Origin of the sequence: Stenotrophomonas sp. yr243 (genome assembly GCF_900184195.1) — a bacterium.
Classification (GTDB): Bacteria; Pseudomonadota; Gammaproteobacteria; order Xanthomonadales; family Xanthomonadaceae; genus Stenotrophomonas; species Stenotrophomonas lactitubi.
Window position 1 is genome coordinate 596696 of sequence record NZ_FXWT01000003.1, and the last position, 14882, is coordinate 611577.

The window sequence follows — 14882 nt, forward strand, 5'->3', positions numbered from 1 at the left end:
ATGACATGAAACCGCATTGCATCGCTCGCAGTGGTCGCGTCGCCGCCACGCTGTGCCTGATCCTGGCTGCAGGGCTGCTGGTTGCCTGCCGCAGCCACGCACCGGCCGCCGACGGTCCCGCCGGCAGCACTGCCGTCACCTTCCCGGAGGCCAGCAAGGCCTCGCTGAAGGAAGGCATCTATCCCGATATCGCCGATCTTCGCCGCTTCGCGCCGGGTATGAGCAAGCGCCAGCTCTATTCGCTGCTGGGTACGCCGCATTTCAATGAAGGCATGTGGGGCGTGCGCGAGTGGAACTACCTGTTCAACTTCCGCACCGCACAGGGCGCCGAATACTTCACCTGCCAGTTCCAGGTGCGCTTCGACAACAAGGGCATCGCCCAAGGCGGCTACTGGAAGCCTGAATCGTGCGCTGCCGTACTGGACCCGCCGCGTCCGCCCGCACCGCCACCGCCGGCGCCCTTGCCGGAGCAGCCGCTGCGACTGGCTGCCGATGCGCTGTTCGGTTTCGACAGTGCGGTGCTCAGTGCCACCGGCCAGCAGGCAGTGCAGGGCGTGTTGGCGCAGGTGCGTGAGGCCAGCCAGGTGCAGTCGATCCAGGTGGTCGGCTACACCGACCGGATCGGCAGCGCTGCCTACAACCAGACGCTGTCGCAGCGGCGTGCCGAGGCGGTCCGCATGGCGCTGGTGCAGGGCGGCGTATCAGCGGCGAGCATCAGTGCCGAAGGTCGGGGCGCGGCGGAACCGCTGGTGCAGTGCGACCAGCGCAACCGGCGCGAACTGATCGCTTGCCTGGCGCCCAATCGCCGGGTGCAGATCGCTGGCGTGGCCCGAGCGCACTGAATCCCCGTGCCCGGGCCCGCCCCGGCATCCCGAGTCCCCCCTGTTCTGCCGGCAGGACGTGGAAACGTCTCCCCCGTTTTCCACGCCTGCCGGTGGGCAGGTTTCTCCCTGGTGCACCTGATGAATGCCCAATTCCTGCCCTTGTCCATGAAGACGGAAGCCACTCTCAGCGTGTACGGCCAGCTCGGCAACCATGCGGTGGTGCGCATTCCCGGGCGCCGGCTGCCGGGCCTGATCCTGCAGGCCGACACCGTTGCAGGCTTCCTCACCCAGCTGCAGGAAGCGCAGGCCTGCCTGCGCAGCGGCCGCGCGCAGCGGGCCGACGCCGAGCTGGACATGCTGGTCGACATGCTCGAGCAGTGGTACGCGCTGATCGAATCGCGGCTGGCCGACGCCGGCGAGGCGCTGTAGAGAAGAGGGGACGGAGGGGATCAAGTCGTTTCCCGCACAGCCGGGGCATGAACGACTTGATCCCCTCCGTCCCCTTTCCTGTTGCTAGGCGCGGGCGCGGATCATCCAGCAGGCGGCTTCCACCCGCACGCGATCACCGTCGATGAACGATGCGAACTCAGCCAGCGCGTGTTGCAGCAGCGCATCGGCGCGTACGGCCGGCAGCGCACGCAGGGCCAGGCCCACGGGCCCAAGCTGGCCGACGTAGCTGGCCAGCGCATCACGGGTGAGGAAACAGGTCAGGTCCAGCGGCGATACGTCCACGTCCTGCCATCCGGCACTCTGCAGCAGCCGACGCACCAGCTCGCCATCGGCGAAGGCGAACTGTCCTGGTGCACCCGGTGCTCGCGCTGGCAGCGCCAGCTGGTCTGCAAGGGCGCGTTCGGCGGTGGTCATGAACGGATTGTCCTGTGCGCTGCGCCAGGCGATGAAGCGCAGGCCCCCGCCGGCTCGGGCGGCACGATGCAGGTTGGCGAAGGCGGCCTGCGTGTCCTCGAAGAACATCACCCCGAACCGCGACTGGATCCAGTCGTAGCGCGCTGCTGCGAAGTCATGGCGCTGCGCATCGGCCACGATGAAGTCGATGTCGCGCCCGATCGCGGCGGCACGCTGGCGGGCGAGGGCGAGCATCGATGCGGAGATGTCGACGCCGGTGCAATGCGCACCGGGACGCGCCGTGGCGGCGGTCAGCGTACTGGCGCCGGTGCCACAGCCGATGTCCAGCAGTTCCGTGACGGCAGCCGGCAGCTCGTCGCGCAGCGCATCGGCCATCGGTTGGAACAAGCCGTCCAGCAGGGTCTGCTGCGCGACCCAGTTCTCGCCAGCAGGGCCGTTCCAGAGCGTGTTCTGATCGAGCGGGAGTGAATCGGCCATGGGCTTGCCTTGCGCGGGGAGTACGACCATGGTGGCGCTTGAAGCCCACTTGAGGTCAAGCACGATGCGGGAACTGGATATCGGTGAAGTGGTGCGCCGCAGCGGTGTACCGGCCTCGACCCTGCGCTACTACGAGCAGCTGGGCCTGTTGCAGGTGCTGGGGCGGCGCGGCCTGCGCCGGCAGTACCACGAACAGGTGCTGGAACGGCTGGCGTTGATCGGCCTGGGGCAGTCAGCCGGTCTGTCGCTGCAGCAGATCGGCACGGCGATGCCGCAGGGGGCAGGGCTTTCTTTGGACCGCAAGGCATTGCTGGCCCAGGCCGATGCCCTGCAGCGGCAGATCCGCGAGCTGCAGCGGGCGCAGGATCGGCTGCGGCGGGCTGCGGCCTGCCCGCACGCCGAGGATGCGCGGCGCTGCGCCTCGTTCCGCAGACTGCTGCGTGCGCAGCAGCGCCTGGCGCATGCATGAGCAGTAGAGCCACGCCATGCGTGATGAACTACCGACACCCGTTCAATCGCGGGTGCTGACTTCCCACGTGGCGTGCAGCACGCCCGGCACCTGCTCCATCCGCGCCAGCACCACGTCCAGTTCGTCGGCGCTGACCGCCGTGCTGACCAGGACTGCGATCACATCGGTGGGTGCATCGGCGTGCTCGACCAGCTGTACATCGCCGACGGGATACTGTGCCGCTTCCAGTGCATCGACCAGACGCTCGCGCACGCGCGGCACCGCGTCGGCATCCACGCTCAGGCGCACTTCGTAGGTCGCTTCGCTGGCGGCTTCGTTGATCGGGATGCGGTTGATTGCGTTCACCAGTGGCCGCAGCAGGGTGTTGCCAGCGATGATTAGTATGGTCAGCAGCACGCCTTCGGCCAGCATGTCCGCACCGGTACAGCTGCCCACGGCAGCCGAGCACCACAGCGTCGCGGCGGTGTTCAGGCCGCGCACGTTCATGCCTTCCTTCATGATCACGCCGGCGCCGAGGAAGCCGACACCCGAGACCACGTACGAGATCACCCGCACGGCCTCGGCGCTGCCGGCGATACGCATGCCCAGATCAACGAAGGCGGCGGCGCCAACGGCTACCAGCACGTTGGTACGCAGGCCGGCGGTGCGCTGCCGGTATTGGCGTTCGGCCCCGATCAGGGTGCCGAGCACGAACGCCGCCAGCAGGCTGACCACGGTGTCGGCGAAGGGGCCGGACTGGAAGGTTTCAATGAAGCGCATGGCCGCAGTCTACCTCCCGCAGGTGACAGTAGATCCACGCATGCGTGGATGGGTGGGGGTGCCGGGAACATCATCCACGCATGGCGTGGATCTACCAGTCGACGCGCAGCCGGGGGCCTGGCTGTGCAGTAGATCCACGCCATGCGTGGATGGGTGGGGGCTGCCGGGACATCATCCACGCATGGCGTGGATCTACTCGTCGACGCGCTCGCCCATCATTTCGCGCTGGCGCTTGTCCAGCTCCTCCGCATAGCGCTTGCGCACGAATGCTTCGGACACCACGCCCAGTACCTGGCCATCGTCGGCCACCACCGCCAGCTCGTCGGCCTGGGTCTGGTCGAACCGCTGCATCACGCTGACCACGTCCGCGCTGGCGGCAAGTGCTACGTCGCGGTTCTCGGCGAACGTACCCACCACATCCTCGGGCTTTACGCCGTCGCCGAACAGGCGCGGAATCTGCACGATGCCGGCATAGTGGCCTTCACTGTCGATCAGGATCACCCGGCTGCCCGAGCCCAGCGGGAAGCGCTGGCGGAAGGCAGCGGCATCCAGGTCGGCCGGGGCAGTGGCTACGCCCTTGCGCATCATCCGCCCGGCATTGAGGTTGTGCACCCAGCCGATGTCACGCGCGCTCTTGATGGTTTCCCCGCGCAGATGCATGCGCCAGGTCGAGAACGAGTAGCCGAACCACTGGCGCACCAGGGTGCTGGACACCAGCACGGCGCTCATCACCACGCTGGTCAGCAGGAAATCGTGGGTGCCTTCCAGCACCAGCATGGCCATGGTCATCGGCGCGCCAACCACCGCCGCGGCCAGTGCGGCCATGCCCGCCAGCGCCGCCGACGTGGCGTCGACCACCGGCACGCCGGTGGCCATCGCCAGCAACCCGGCAAACAGCGTGCCGACCAGGGTGCCCATGAACAGCGAGGCGAAGAACAAGCCGCCGCGGAAGCCGAAACCCAGCGAGATGCCCGAGGCCAGGCATTTGAGGGTCAGCAGTCCGCCGATCCAGATCAGCGGCAGATGGGTGGTCAGGTCCAGGTGCAGCGCTCCGTGGCCGGACGACAGTACCTGTGGGCTGGCCAGTGCCAGCGGAATCAGCAGCAGGCCGCCCACTACCGGGCGCCCCCACAGCGGCAACGGGCTGCGCTTGACCGTGCCCTCGATGGAGGCGATCAGGCGCATCACCGCGATGCCGACCATCGCACAGCAGCAGCCGAGCAGGCCGTAGATCGCATAGTCGGCTGCGCGCACGTCGATGGTGGATGCCGCCGGCAGCAGATAGGCTTCCACGCCGGCCTGGTCGGCAACGAAGGCGCCGGCCAGCGCCGCAACCGCCACCGGCGCCAGTGCGGCCGGGGTGTAGGCACCGATGACGATCTCAAAGGCATAGAACGCCCCCGCAAGCGGTGCGCCGAAGGCTGCGGCGATCGCACCGGCCGCGCCGGCCCCGACCAGGATGCGCACGTCGTTGCGGCGCAGGCGCATCACACGCCCTAGTTGCGAGCCGCTGCCCGCACCCATCTGCGTGTACGACGCTTCCAGTCCGACCGACGCGCCGCAGCCATTGGAGACCAGGGTCTGGGTCAGCACGATCAGGTTGTCGCGCATCGACATGCGGCCGCCGTGCAGCGCGTTGGCTTCCACGGCATCCAGCAGGGGGCGTTTGAGGCGCGTTGCAGCGAGGCTGACCAGGCCCACCACCAGGCCGCCCAGCGGCAGTACCAGCAGCGCGGTCCAGGTCAGCGCGGGCAGTGAGCTCAGGCGCATGCCCTCGTCCAGGCCATACAGCGCCGTCTGCAGGGTGCGTGCCAGCCCAGCCTGCAGCAGGGTCAGGCCACCGGCGATCAGCCCGACCAGCAGGGCCAGGGCGATGAACCACAGGTCGCTTCCGCGCAGGCGCAGACGCAGGCCCTGGAAGGCCAGATGCAGGCGCGATGGCGAAGCGGCGGACGACATGGTGGCGGCATGATACGCCGCCACCGTGAGCGCCACCGTCACCGCATCAGGCGACTTCCGCGCTTAGAAGCGGTAGCGGCCCTGCACGTAGAACGTGCGCGGTGCGGCCACCATGCGGCCGGCGTTGCCATCCACGTTGCGGGTGTACCAGCGCTTGTCGGCCAGGTTGTTCACGCCCACCGCAACCTCGCTGTCGGCCAGCCACGGCAGCTGCCAGGCGGCCTGCGCGTTCCACAGGCGTACGCCCGGCACACGGCCCACGCGGGCATCGGCGGTTTCGTTCCAGGTGTTGGCGGCATCGGAGAACTGGCCGCTCTGGTGGGTGCTGGACACGTTGAAGGTCCAGCCGGCCAGCGCATAGCGGGCGCCGATGCTGTCGGTATCGCGCGAATAGAAGGGCACATCCAGGCCACGATTGTCGCCGGACTGCTGGATGGCCTTGGTCCAGGTGTAGTTCGCGTACAGCTCCAGCCCCGCCAGCGCGCTGCTCTCGGCGAAGCGGTACTCGACCGCGCTTTCCACACCCTTGTGGTCGGTGGCGCCAATGTTCTGGAAGGTCGGGGGGGTGATGCCTGGAATCTGCAGGATCTGGTTGTCGAAGCGCATCTTGAACACGGTCACTTCCGCGCGCAGCGCACCATCCTGCCAGCGCGCACCCAGCTCGGTGGTCCTGGCGATTTCCGGGTTCAGCGGATTGGTCGCGCTCTGCGAGTTGAGCTGGATGTTCTGCACCGGCCCGAACGAGGTGGTGTAGTTGCCGAACACGGTCAGCTGCGGGGTCAGCAGGTAGGCGACGTTGAGCGAGGGCAGGGCCTTGTCGTTGCGGCTGCTGAAGGTCGCGCCGCCACCGGCCTGCTGGCGGTCCATGTCGATCCACTCCATGCGCACGCCGGGCGTGATCCGCCACTGGCCGATGGCGATGCGGTCATCAACGTAGAACGAGTGGGCATCGGTGGCGTTGTCGAAGCGGGTGGTCGCGCCGGCCGCACCGGTACGGCGGGTCACGGTGTAGCTGCGGTCATTGCCGCGCTCGCGCAGGAAGCGGTAGCCAGCGGTGATGTCGTGCACGCTGCTGCCCCAGTGCAGGCGCTGGGTGTAGCGCGGTTCGATGCCGAGCACGCGGTAGTCGCGCGGCTGCACGGTGATCTGCGTGTTGGCGGCGTTGATCAGCGAGCTGGCGCGGTTGCTTTCGTTGTAATACGCCAGCACCTCGAACTCGCTGTTCTGCGACAGCGTGTTGGTGTAGCCCAGGTCGATGCCGGTGCGATGGCCCTTCCAGAAGTCGGTCGGCCGGGTGTTCTGGAACGGATCGGTCTCGTACTGGGCGCGGGTCAGGCCACCGGGAGTCAGCGAGCGCACGTCGTAGTACGAGAGTTTGGCGCGCAGCTCTTGTTGCGCATCGATGGCATAGGCGAACTTCAGTGCCAGGTCGTCGAAACGGTCATCGCTGCCCTGGCGCCAGCCGCGGCCGTCCTGCCTGGAATACAGCAGGGCCATGCCCAGGCCGTTGTCGGCGGTGCCGCCGAGGAAGGCGTTGTACTGCGTGCTGTCGCCGCCGCCGTGGTCGTAGGCGCTGTAGCGCACGCCGGCCTCGCCGTGCAGCCCAGCCGCGGTCGGAATGGCACGGGTACTGAAGTTGATGATGCCGCCGACATTCTGCGGGCCGTAGCGCACCGCGCCGCCGCCACGCACCACGTCGATCGACTCGATGTTGGCCAGGCTGGCCGGGGCAAACGACAACTGCGGCTGGCCGTACGGCGCAACCGCCAGCGGCACGCCGTCCAGCAGGACGGTCGAGCGCGGCGAGTAGCGACCGGTCAGGCCACGCACGCCGATGTTGAGTGACACCGAGCTGCCGGCGGTGCCGGAGTTGTCGGTGACCTGCACGCCGGGAATGCGGCGCATGGCATCGCCCAGGCTGGCGGCGCCGCTGGCCTCGATGCGCTGGCGATCAACCACGGTACGTGCGCCGGCGAAGCTCTTGACGCTGTCGTGCAGGCCGGTGCCCAGCCAGCTGCCCGATACCTGGATGCTGTCGAGGGTTGTGGCACTGTCCTGCGCGAAGACGCTGGCGGCCGGGAGCAGGCACAGGGCGAGGGCGGCGGCCAGGGGCAGGCGGGCCGGTTGCAGGGCGGGGATGGGCATCGTTGCGGGCAGTGGAAGGGCGTAAATGAGAATTATTGCTGATTCCATTCGCCATTGGAATCGACGTGCGGTTCAGCGCTTTGGCCGGGTGGTAAAGTGATCGATTGCCTCCTGACCCGCTGAGATCTGCCATGTCCACTGCTGCTTTCTACCCCGTCGGTACCCCTGGCCAGCCGTGGGGCGTGGCGGAACGGGAGCAGTGGCGTGCGCGCCAGCAGCGCCTGCGCCGTTACGACGAGGAGGTGCTGCCGCGCGTCGATGCACTGGCCGAGCGCTTCGACAAGGTGGCCTACGGCCAGCTCGACTATGCAGGCGAGACCTACACCCTGTTCGCCCTGCGCAGTCGCGACTGGAACCCGGCATTGCCGGCCGCGCTGGTGACCGGCGGTGTGCACGGCTATGAGACCAGTGGCGTGCTGGGCGCGCTGGAATTCCTCGAAGAGCATGCCGCCAGCTATGCCGGCAAGGCCAACCTGCTGGTCGCGCCGTGCGTGAATCCGTGGGGCTTCGAGCGCATCAACCGTTGGAACTTCGATGCGATCGACCCGAACCGCAACTTCCGCGCAGACGGCCCGGCCCGCGAATCGACGGCGCTCATCGAACTGATTGCACCGTTGAAGGGCCAGTTCGTGCTGCACATCGACCTGCACGAGACCACCGACAGCGACGAGAGCGAGTTCCGTCCCGCACTTGCCGCGCGCGACGGCAAGCCGTTCGAACCGGGCCTGATTCCCGATGGCTTCTACCTAGTGGACGACAGCGAGAATCCGCAGCCGACGTTCCAGCAGGCCGTGGTCGCCGAAGTGGAGAAGGTCACCCATATAGCACCGGCCGACGACAAGGGCGAGATCATCGGTTCGCCGGTGGTCGCGCATGGCGTGATCGAGTACGCGCTGGTGCCGCTGGGCCTGTGCGCCGGTATCACCGGGGCGAAGTACACCACCACCACCGAGGTCTACCCGGACAGCCCGCGCGCGACGCCGCAGCAGTGCAACGACGCGCAGGTGGCGGCGGTGTGCTCGGCGCTGGATTACGCGCTCGCCACCCCGTGATCTGCTGACATCCTGTGCATCCACGCATGGCGTGGATCTACTTCAGCGTGTAGATCCACGCCATGCGTGGATGCGGCAATTCAGGGTGCAGTAGATCCACGCCATGCGTGGATGGGGTGCCGTTGAAGCATCACCCCAACGCCTCGGCCCACCACAATGCCGCCGGCCCCGGCGGCGTATCGCGCCGCCACACCAGGTCGCTGTGGATGCGGCGCGGCCAGCCAGGCACGCGCAGCTCCAGCAGGCGGCCACGGTCGTAGCGCTGCACCAGCGCACGCGGCAGCTCGGCCCAGCCGATGCCGTCCTCGGCCATCTCCATCACCATCAGGTAGTCCGACGCAGTCCATGCCAGCCCGCTGATCGGCGGCGCGTGGTCGACCTGCGCGCTCAGCCGCACCTGCCGGTGCCGGGCCAGTTGCGCCGCCGCGCGCACGCCGGCCTGCGCCAGCGGATGGTCGCTGGCCACGTACACCGCCAGTTCGCTGTGGTGGGCCAGGGGCTGGGCCACCAGCGCATCGGGGTACTGCGCCTGGCGCGGCAGCAGTCCCAGCCCGGCGCGGCCAGCATCAACCAGTTCCAGCACGTCCCGTCCTTCGGCATCCAGCCATTCCAGTTCAATCTCCGGAAATGCCTCGGCAAACCGCTGCAGCACACGTTGCGCCGGATCGAGCTGGTAGACATCGGAGAACACCACGGTCAGGCGTGGCTCCACGGGTGCGGCCAGGCGCACGCTCAGCTGCTGCAGGCGCGCGTCGGCGGCGAGGATTTCCTGCGCGTGACCCAGCACCTGCCGGCCGGCGTCGGTCAGCTGCGGGTAGCGGCCACTGCGATCGAACAGGACCATGCCCAGGTCGGCTTCCAGGTGGGCGATGGCGGTACTGACCGTGGACTGGGTCTTGCGCAGCCGGCGCGCGGCCGCCGAGAACGAGCCCAGCGCGGCGGCCTCGACGAAGGCCTGCAGGGATTCGGGAGAATAGGGCATTGATCCATCGCTCCTGTAGATGGAATCCATTTTGATACCACCGTAAAAGGCGATGATACTGGCCACCGTCGCCCCTGTCTGCGGGGGCGTTCCGGATCATCCACGCACGGCGTGGATCTATTGATGACGGGGCGCGGTCCCTGTCCCGCAAGGAGCTTCACATGTCCCGTACTGTTCCCGCCCGTGGCGCCTTCGTCGCCTGGGCCTGCCTGACCGTGGCGATCGTCGCCGAAGTGGTCGGCACGTCCTTCATGGCCCATGCCGCCCGCGATGGCGGCTGGACCGGTTATCTGATCATGGCCGGTGCGCTGGCGCTGTCCTATTACTTCCTGGCGCTGTCGGTGCGCCGTATCGCCGTCGGCGTGGCCTATGCGGTGTGGGAAGGTCTCGGCCTGACCCTGCTGACCGTGGTCGGCATCAGCGTGTTCGGCGAGAGTCTGTCGCTGCAGCAGCTGGCCGGTCTGGTGCTGGCGGTAGTCGGCATCGTCTGTGTCACTCTCGGGGAGGCGCACTGATGAACATGATGGCCCTGTTTTTCGTGATCTGCTCTGCGCTGATCGATGTGGCCGCCAACATGATGGTGGCCAAGTCCGATGGCTTCCGTCGCTGGCGCTGGGGTGTCGGCGCCATCGTGCTGGTCTGGATCGCCTTCGCCCTGCTGGGCCAGGCCGTGCGCTACATGGACCTGGCCACCGCCTATGCGATGTGGGGCGCGATCGGCGTGATCGGCACGGCCACCTGCGGTCGCCTGTTGTTTGGCAATCGCCTGCGCCCGATTGGTTGGGTTGGCATTGGCTTGGTCACTGTGGCGGTGTTGCTGCTGAGTACCGCGTGATTTCGTTCTGGTGCTGCTGTCCGTTTCAGTTCCATGGCGCAGTTGCGGTGGAATTGATCCGCCCACTTCAGTCAACGTTACGGGCGGACTCCGATTGCCCTGCAGGATAATCGCCCCTCATCGCGGCATTGATCAGGCGCGCCCGTTTTGACTGGGGATTGTCACGGACGTATTGAGTGCACGCGCCCTGGAAAGCCTGCGCTGCCTCCAGATCTGGATGTTCGCGACTGGAGATGATATTCCCGCACCTGTTCAGCATCGCAGGTACGACATAGCGCATATCCGCAGCGTCCATGGATCCAAGTTGTTCAAGGAAAGACGCTTGGGTGGTCGAGAGGTTCAGGACTGAGGCGTATGCGAACCCTCCGGCAGCAAGGCCGTGCATCCTGTCGTCTTTCACTTCTGGCGGTGTTGCGGCCCCTGCCGGGGTCGGGGGCTGCAGGGACTTCAGGATGCCCAGGACCGCCGGGTGGTAGTTCTGCGGGGTGAATTCGCGGGGTTGCCGTTCCAGCGTTGATCTGAAAGTTGACAGGGCCGACGAAGCTGATTGCAGCGCTTCCTGGCCTCCGATCAGTTCCAGCGTCTGCAATATGTGGCTGAGAAGGTGCGGATCACCGCAACTGGCCGATTCCATGCACAATTCCAAGCAATACTCCAGTGCTTTATCGTCGCTCCAGTCGATATCCCAGAAGTAATCGTTTCGAACCGCGATGGATTCGAATTGCAGGTCGCTGACGCGCTCGGTCTTGAGCCTTCTGTCCAGCACCGATGCTATGTGCTCGCTGGGCATGACGCCAGTGCGAAGGAAAAGATCAATGCTCTCGATGAATTCGTTGTCTGGGTCGATGAGCAGTGTGCTGCATGCGCTTCTGAATTGATCATGCCGCTTGATGCTGCCGGTCCGGTCGGGATCGATCTTGGCCATTACTCCTTGCTGCCCCAATGCGTGAAGATTGGCGCCCATCATGAGTACGAATGACGCAAGGAATTCCCGAAGCGGCTTGCCCTCTGGATACTTCTTCTCGCCCAGCCAATCAATTTCCAGTGCTATCCGCCTGATCGCCCTGATATTGGTGATGCCGCAACCAGTGATTAGTGGTGTAATAACCTCAGCCAGAAGATGGCCGGAAAGTGCGATGGCCGTGGACTCCTGCGGGGTTGGAGAGTAGAACAACTCCCGGTCAATTATCTTCTCGCGGATCTTCATCCACTTGGAGTGATCTGTCAGCCGCTCGCTGTTCATTATCAGAATGACGCGGCAGGCGCTGAGTTCCATCAGCTCGTCGATGAAGCCAGCGACTTCGTCGATATCCAGATCAGGATGCTTTCGTTCAAGGTCATCGAGAACGATCACTTTTCCGCGGACGGCGCTCCTGAAGGCGATCAACGCAAGATCATTGGCAATGGCCGCTCCGGAATAGAGCTTTTCAATGGCTGCGCCATAGACATCGCGATCCGCCTTCGTCCTTCTCGCCAGCCATCCGCGGATCCCTCCCTGTTCGGCGACGATGTTGTCGAGCAGGGTCAGTTTCAGGTTGCTGATGCTCTTGACGCTGAAGAGCGAGGCAAACGCCGCTTCCCGCCTGTTCGCCTTGAGCGTCGACCGAACGCAGTGTGTCTTCCCCGTCCCCCATGGTCCGGACACAGACATCGCACGAACAGATTTGCTGAGCAGAGCCGCTCTCAGTTGATCGGCCAGCTGTGAATGCGCCTCGGTGCTGATCAATACGCTATCCACTTGGGCCTCCTTGCCGCTTGTCTGTCATTTGTCGATGGTTTGTAAAGTCCAAGATTATCAGCATTTGTCGGGCCGGCTATGCTTGGTCATGCCCGCGTGCCGTTGCGAGCGACGGCAGACTGGCCGACACTTGGGCTTTCCCGCAACGGGGTGCCCGCATGTTCAGTCACATCACCGTCGGAACCAACGACATGGAGATCTCCCGTCGCTTCTACGATGCGCTGTTCACCGCCGTCGGCGGCCGTACAGGCGTGTTCGATGACGAGGGCAAGCTGGTCTACATCAAGGATGGACGCATGTTCATGGTCATTCCGCCCATCGATGGCCAGGCGGCATGCCACGCCAACGGCGGCACCATTGGCTTTGCGCTGGCCGACCCACAGGCGGTGCATTCCTGGCAGGAAGCGGGCGTGGCCCATGGCGGTACTGCGGTGGAAGACCCGGCTGGCGTGCGGCAGAAGGCAGGGCGCCAGTTGTACCTGGCCTACCTGCGTGATCCGGACGGCAACAAGCTGTGCGCCGTGCATGTGATGCAGTAAGGCCGGAGCGGCCGGAGCGGCGCGCGCGACGTGCAGGCGCGCGAGTAACACGGATGGGGGCAGGATCATGCCTGCGCGGTGCCACGACTTCATCCTGTGTCCACTGCTGTTCATCCAGAATCCGCCGGCTTACTTTCTGATCGATCCGGAGATGGCTGCCCATGGAAGCACTGGAGCCTCAACATCAGCCGGTGCGAACCCTGCGGCCCGTCTTCGCCTTCGCGGCGATCGTCGTCGTTGCCTTCGCACTGTTCGTCAGCCTGTTCCCACTCGGCGCCGGTCGCCTGCTGGTCAAGGCGCAGGACTGGGCCGCGCTCAACGTCGGCTGGTACTACCTGTTGGCGATGACCCTGTACCTGGTGTTCGTGGTCGGCGTGGCGTTGTCCAAGTACGGTGGCATCAAGCTCGGCGCCGATCATGACGAACCGGAGTTCAGCTACCTCTCCTGGGCCGGCATGCTGTTCGCTGCAGGCATCAGCATCACCCTGTTCTTCTTCTGCGTTTCCGAACCGCTGACCCACTACCTGCAGCCGCCACAGGGCGATGGCGCAGCGGGTGAGGCCGGTGCACGCCAGGCCATGCAGCTGCTGTTCCTGCACTGGGGCCTGCATGGCTGGGGCGTGTTCGCGCTGGCGGCGATGGCGATGGCCTATTTCGCCTACCGGCACAACCTGCCATTGGCCTTGCGCTCGGCGCTGTATCCTCTGATCGGCAAGCGCATCAACGGCCCGATCGGTTACACCGTCGATGCCTTGGGCATCGTCGCCACGGTGTTCGGCATCGGTGCGGACATGGGCTTCGGCGTGCTGCATCTCAACGCCGGCCTGTCGCACCTGTTCAATGTGCCGCACTCCAACCTGGTGCAGATCCTGCTGGTGGTGGCGATGATGGGCGCGGCCGTCGCAGTGGCGGTGTCCGGGGTGGAGAAGGGCGTGCGCTGGATGGCCAACATCAACATGCTGCTGGCGATCGCGCTGGTGCTGTTCATGCTGTGCGCCGGCCCCACCCAGTACCTGCTCAGCACGCTGATGCAGAATCTGGGCGATTACCTGGGCAGCGTGGTAGGCAAGAGTTTCGACGTGTACGCCTATGGTGGCCGTCCGGAATGGCTGGGCGGCTGGACGGTGTTCTACTGGGCCTGGTGGATCGGCTGGGCGCCGTTCGTCGGCCTGTTCATCGCGCGCATCTCGCGCGGCCGCACCATCCGCGAATTCGTGTTCGGCGTGCTGCTGATTCCGCTGGGTTTCACCCTGGCGTGGCTGTCGATCTTCGGCAACAGCGCGCTGGACCAGGTGCTGCATCATGGCCAGCAGCAGTTGGCGCAGCTGGCGGTGGATGATCCACCGACGGTGCTGTATGCGCTGCTGGATGGCTACCCGTGGAGCAAGGCGGTGATCGGGGTGACCGTGCTGGTCAGCTTCATCTTCTTCGTGACGTCGGCCGATTCCGGGGCGGTGGTGCTGTCCACACTGTCCTCGCACGGCGGTGCGCCAGAGGACGATGGCCCGCGCTGGCTGCGCGTGTTCTGGGGCACGGTGATCGCGGTGCTGACCGCCGGCCTGTTGCTGGCCGGCAGCATCGATGCGCTGAAATCCGCGGTGGTGCTGGCATCGTTGCCGTTCTCTGCGGTGCTGCTGTTGATGATGTGGGGCCTGACCCGTGCCTTCAGTGACGAGTCGCACCGCAAGCGCGCGCAGCAGTTCAGGCCATCGCCGCTGATCGGCGATGATCGCCACCACCAGGGCTGGCGCCAGCGCCTGACCCAGGCCATGCACTTCCCGGTGCGCGACCAGGTGTACCGCTTCATGGACGACACGGTGAAGCCGGCGATGGAGGCGGTGGCCGAGCAGCTGGGTGAGCAGGGCTGGGACGTGCAGACGCGCTTCGAAGCGGGCGACATGGAACTGTCGGTCAACCACGGCGAGCAGCAGGACTTCCTGTACCGGGTGATCCTCAGTGGCTACCTGACCCCGTCCTTCGCCGCGCAGCAGCTGCGCAACCAGCGCTACTACCGCGCCGAAGTACATCTGTACGAGGGCAGCCAGGACTACGACCTGGTCGGCTACAATCGCAAGCAGATCATCAACGACATCATCAGCCAGTACGAACGGCACCTGCAGTTCCTGCACCTGAGCCGTTGATGCAGCAACGCCGGGCATGGCCCTTGCCTTTGGTGGGTGCGGACCGTTGGTCCGCACATCCCTGTAGAGCCGAGCCCACGCTCGGCTCCGACGGAAGA

General features: G+C 65.9%; 14 protein-coding genes. 8 read left to right on the forward strand and 6 right to left on the reverse strand.

Going from position 1 to position 14882, the window contains the following annotated elements; genetic code table 11:
• Positions 1-5 precede the first annotated feature (5 nt).
• The gene (locus QOL57_RS15545; protein WP_089235912.1) at positions 6-842 is read left to right on the forward strand and encodes an OmpA family protein; all 837 of its coding nucleotides are present in this window, start codon (positions 6-8) and stop codon (positions 840-842) included.
• Between the two features lie 120 nt (positions 843-962).
• The gene (locus tag QOL57_RS15550) at positions 963-1253 is read left to right on the forward strand and encodes a hypothetical protein (protein ID WP_170929478.1); all 291 of its coding nucleotides are present in this window, start codon (positions 963-965) and stop codon (positions 1251-1253) included.
• An 84-nt stretch (positions 1254-1337) separates the two neighbouring features.
• Here the strand turns inward: QOL57_RS15550 and QOL57_RS15555 are convergent, their stop codons facing one another.
• Positions 1338-2165 (reverse strand): class I SAM-dependent methyltransferase, encoded by an 828-nt coding sequence (locus QOL57_RS15555; protein ID WP_089235911.1) that lies wholly within the window; start codon positions 2163-2165, stop codon positions 1338-1340.
• Positions 2166-2229: 64 nt separating this feature from the next.
• On the opposite strand from QOL57_RS15555, the gene QOL57_RS15560 reads away from it, so the two are divergent.
• Positions 2230-2634, forward strand: coding sequence for a MerR family transcriptional regulator (locus tag QOL57_RS15560; protein ID WP_089235910.1), 405 nt, complete (start codon positions 2230-2232; stop codon positions 2632-2634).
• A gap of 42 nt (positions 2635-2676) precedes the next feature.
• On the opposite strand, the gene QOL57_RS15565 is transcribed toward QOL57_RS15560, so the two are convergent.
• The 3 genes from QOL57_RS15565 to QOL57_RS15575 all read right to left on the reverse strand — a co-directional run bounded on the left by QOL57_RS15565 (position 2677) and on the right by QOL57_RS15575 (position 7497).
• Complete coding sequence (locus QOL57_RS15565) at positions 2677-3393, reverse strand: MgtC/SapB family protein (protein ID WP_089235909.1); 717 nt, start codon at positions 3391-3393, stop codon at positions 2677-2679.
• 192 nt (positions 3394-3585) lie between these two features.
• A complete protein-coding gene (locus QOL57_RS15570) occupies positions 3586-5352 on the reverse strand; it encodes a chloride channel protein (RefSeq protein ID WP_244900618.1) in 1767 nt (588 codons plus the stop codon).
• Positions 5353-5415: 63 nt separating this feature from the next.
• Positions 5416-7497, reverse strand: a complete 2082-nt coding sequence (locus tag QOL57_RS15575) for a TonB-dependent siderophore receptor (RefSeq protein ID WP_089235907.1) — start codon at positions 7495-7497, stop codon at positions 5416-5418.
• 131 nt (positions 7498-7628) lie between these two features.
• On the opposite strand from QOL57_RS15575, the gene QOL57_RS15580 reads away from it, so the two are divergent.
• Positions 7629-8549 (forward strand): M14 family metallocarboxypeptidase, encoded by a 921-nt coding sequence (locus tag QOL57_RS15580; RefSeq protein WP_089235906.1) that lies wholly within the window; start codon positions 7629-7631, stop codon positions 8547-8549.
• A gap of 130 nt (positions 8550-8679) precedes the next feature.
• On the opposite strand, the gene QOL57_RS15585 is transcribed toward QOL57_RS15580, so the two are convergent.
• Positions 8680-9531, reverse strand: a complete 852-nt coding sequence (locus tag QOL57_RS15585) for a LysR family transcriptional regulator (RefSeq protein WP_089235905.1) — start codon at positions 9529-9531, stop codon at positions 8680-8682.
• A 161-nt stretch (positions 9532-9692) separates the two neighbouring features.
• Here QOL57_RS15585 and QOL57_RS15590 point away from each other — a divergent pair, with 161 nt between their 5' ends.
• Together QOL57_RS15590 and QOL57_RS15595 are read left to right on the forward strand one after the other, a co-directional pair.
• A complete protein-coding gene (locus QOL57_RS15590; protein WP_089235904.1) occupies positions 9693-10046 on the forward strand; it encodes an SMR family transporter in 354 nt (117 codons plus the stop codon).
• On the forward strand, positions 10046-10366 hold the full coding sequence (locus QOL57_RS15595; protein ID WP_089235903.1) for a multidrug efflux SMR transporter: 321 nt from the start codon (positions 10046-10048) through the stop codon (positions 10364-10366). Before QOL57_RS15590 ends, QOL57_RS15595 begins: the two co-directional genes overlap by 1 nt.
• Positions 10367-10433: 67 nt before the next feature.
• Here QOL57_RS15595 and QOL57_RS15600 read toward each other — a convergent pair whose 3' ends face one another.
• Entirely contained in the window at positions 10434-12104 is a 1671-nt protein-coding gene (locus tag QOL57_RS15600) for an ATP-binding protein (RefSeq protein ID WP_089235902.1), read from the reverse strand.
• Positions 12105-12262: 158 nt separating this feature from the next.
• Here QOL57_RS15600 and QOL57_RS15605 point away from each other — a divergent pair, with 158 nt between their 5' ends.
• Positions 12263-12643 carry a VOC family protein gene (locus QOL57_RS15605; protein WP_089235901.1) on the forward strand — a complete coding sequence of 127 codons (381 nt, stop codon included), beginning with the start codon at positions 12263-12265 and terminating at the stop codon, positions 12641-12643.
• 161 nt (positions 12644-12804) lie between these two features.
• Positions 12805-14784, forward strand: coding sequence for a choline BCCT transporter BetT (gene betT, locus QOL57_RS15610; protein ID WP_089235900.1), 1980 nt, complete (start codon positions 12805-12807; stop codon positions 14782-14784).
• Positions 14785-14882: the final 98 nt, after the last annotated feature.

Coding starts and splice junctions, on each gene's coding strand:
- QOL57_RS15545 (WP_089235912.1), top strand. CDS start 6: ATGAAACCGCATTGCATCGCTCGCAGTGGTCGCGTCGCCGCCACGCTG.
- QOL57_RS15550 (WP_170929478.1), top strand. CDS start 963: ATGAATGCCCAATTCCTGCCCTTGTCCATGAAGACGGAAGCCACTCTC.
- QOL57_RS15555 (WP_089235911.1), bottom strand. CDS start 2,165: ATGGCCGATTCACTCCCGCTCGATCAGAACACGCTCTGGAACGGCCCT.
- QOL57_RS15560 (WP_089235910.1), top strand. CDS start 2,230: ATGCGGGAACTGGATATCGGTGAAGTGGTGCGCCGCAGCGGTGTACCG.
- QOL57_RS15565 (WP_089235909.1), bottom strand. CDS start 3,393: ATGCGCTTCATTGAAACCTTCCAGTCCGGCCCCTTCGCCGACACCGTG.
- QOL57_RS15570 (WP_244900618.1), bottom strand. CDS start 5,352: ATGTCGTCCGCCGCTTCGCCATCGCGCCTGCATCTGGCCTTCCAGGGC.
- QOL57_RS15575 (WP_089235907.1), bottom strand. CDS start 7,497: ATGCCCATCCCCGCCCTGCAACCGGCCCGCCTGCCCCTGGCCGCCGCC.
- QOL57_RS15580 (WP_089235906.1), top strand. CDS start 7,629: ATGTCCACTGCTGCTTTCTACCCCGTCGGTACCCCTGGCCAGCCGTGG.
- QOL57_RS15585 (WP_089235905.1), bottom strand. CDS start 9,531: ATGCCCTATTCTCCCGAATCCCTGCAGGCCTTCGTCGAGGCCGCCGCG.
- QOL57_RS15590 (WP_089235904.1), top strand. CDS start 9,693: ATGTCCCGTACTGTTCCCGCCCGTGGCGCCTTCGTCGCCTGGGCCTGC.
- QOL57_RS15595 (WP_089235903.1), top strand. CDS start 10,046: ATGAACATGATGGCCCTGTTTTTCGTGATCTGCTCTGCGCTGATCGAT.
- QOL57_RS15605 (WP_089235901.1), top strand. CDS start 12,263: ATGTTCAGTCACATCACCGTCGGAACCAACGACATGGAGATCTCCCGT.
- betT (WP_089235900.1), top strand. CDS start 12,805: ATGGAAGCACTGGAGCCTCAACATCAGCCGGTGCGAACCCTGCGGCCC.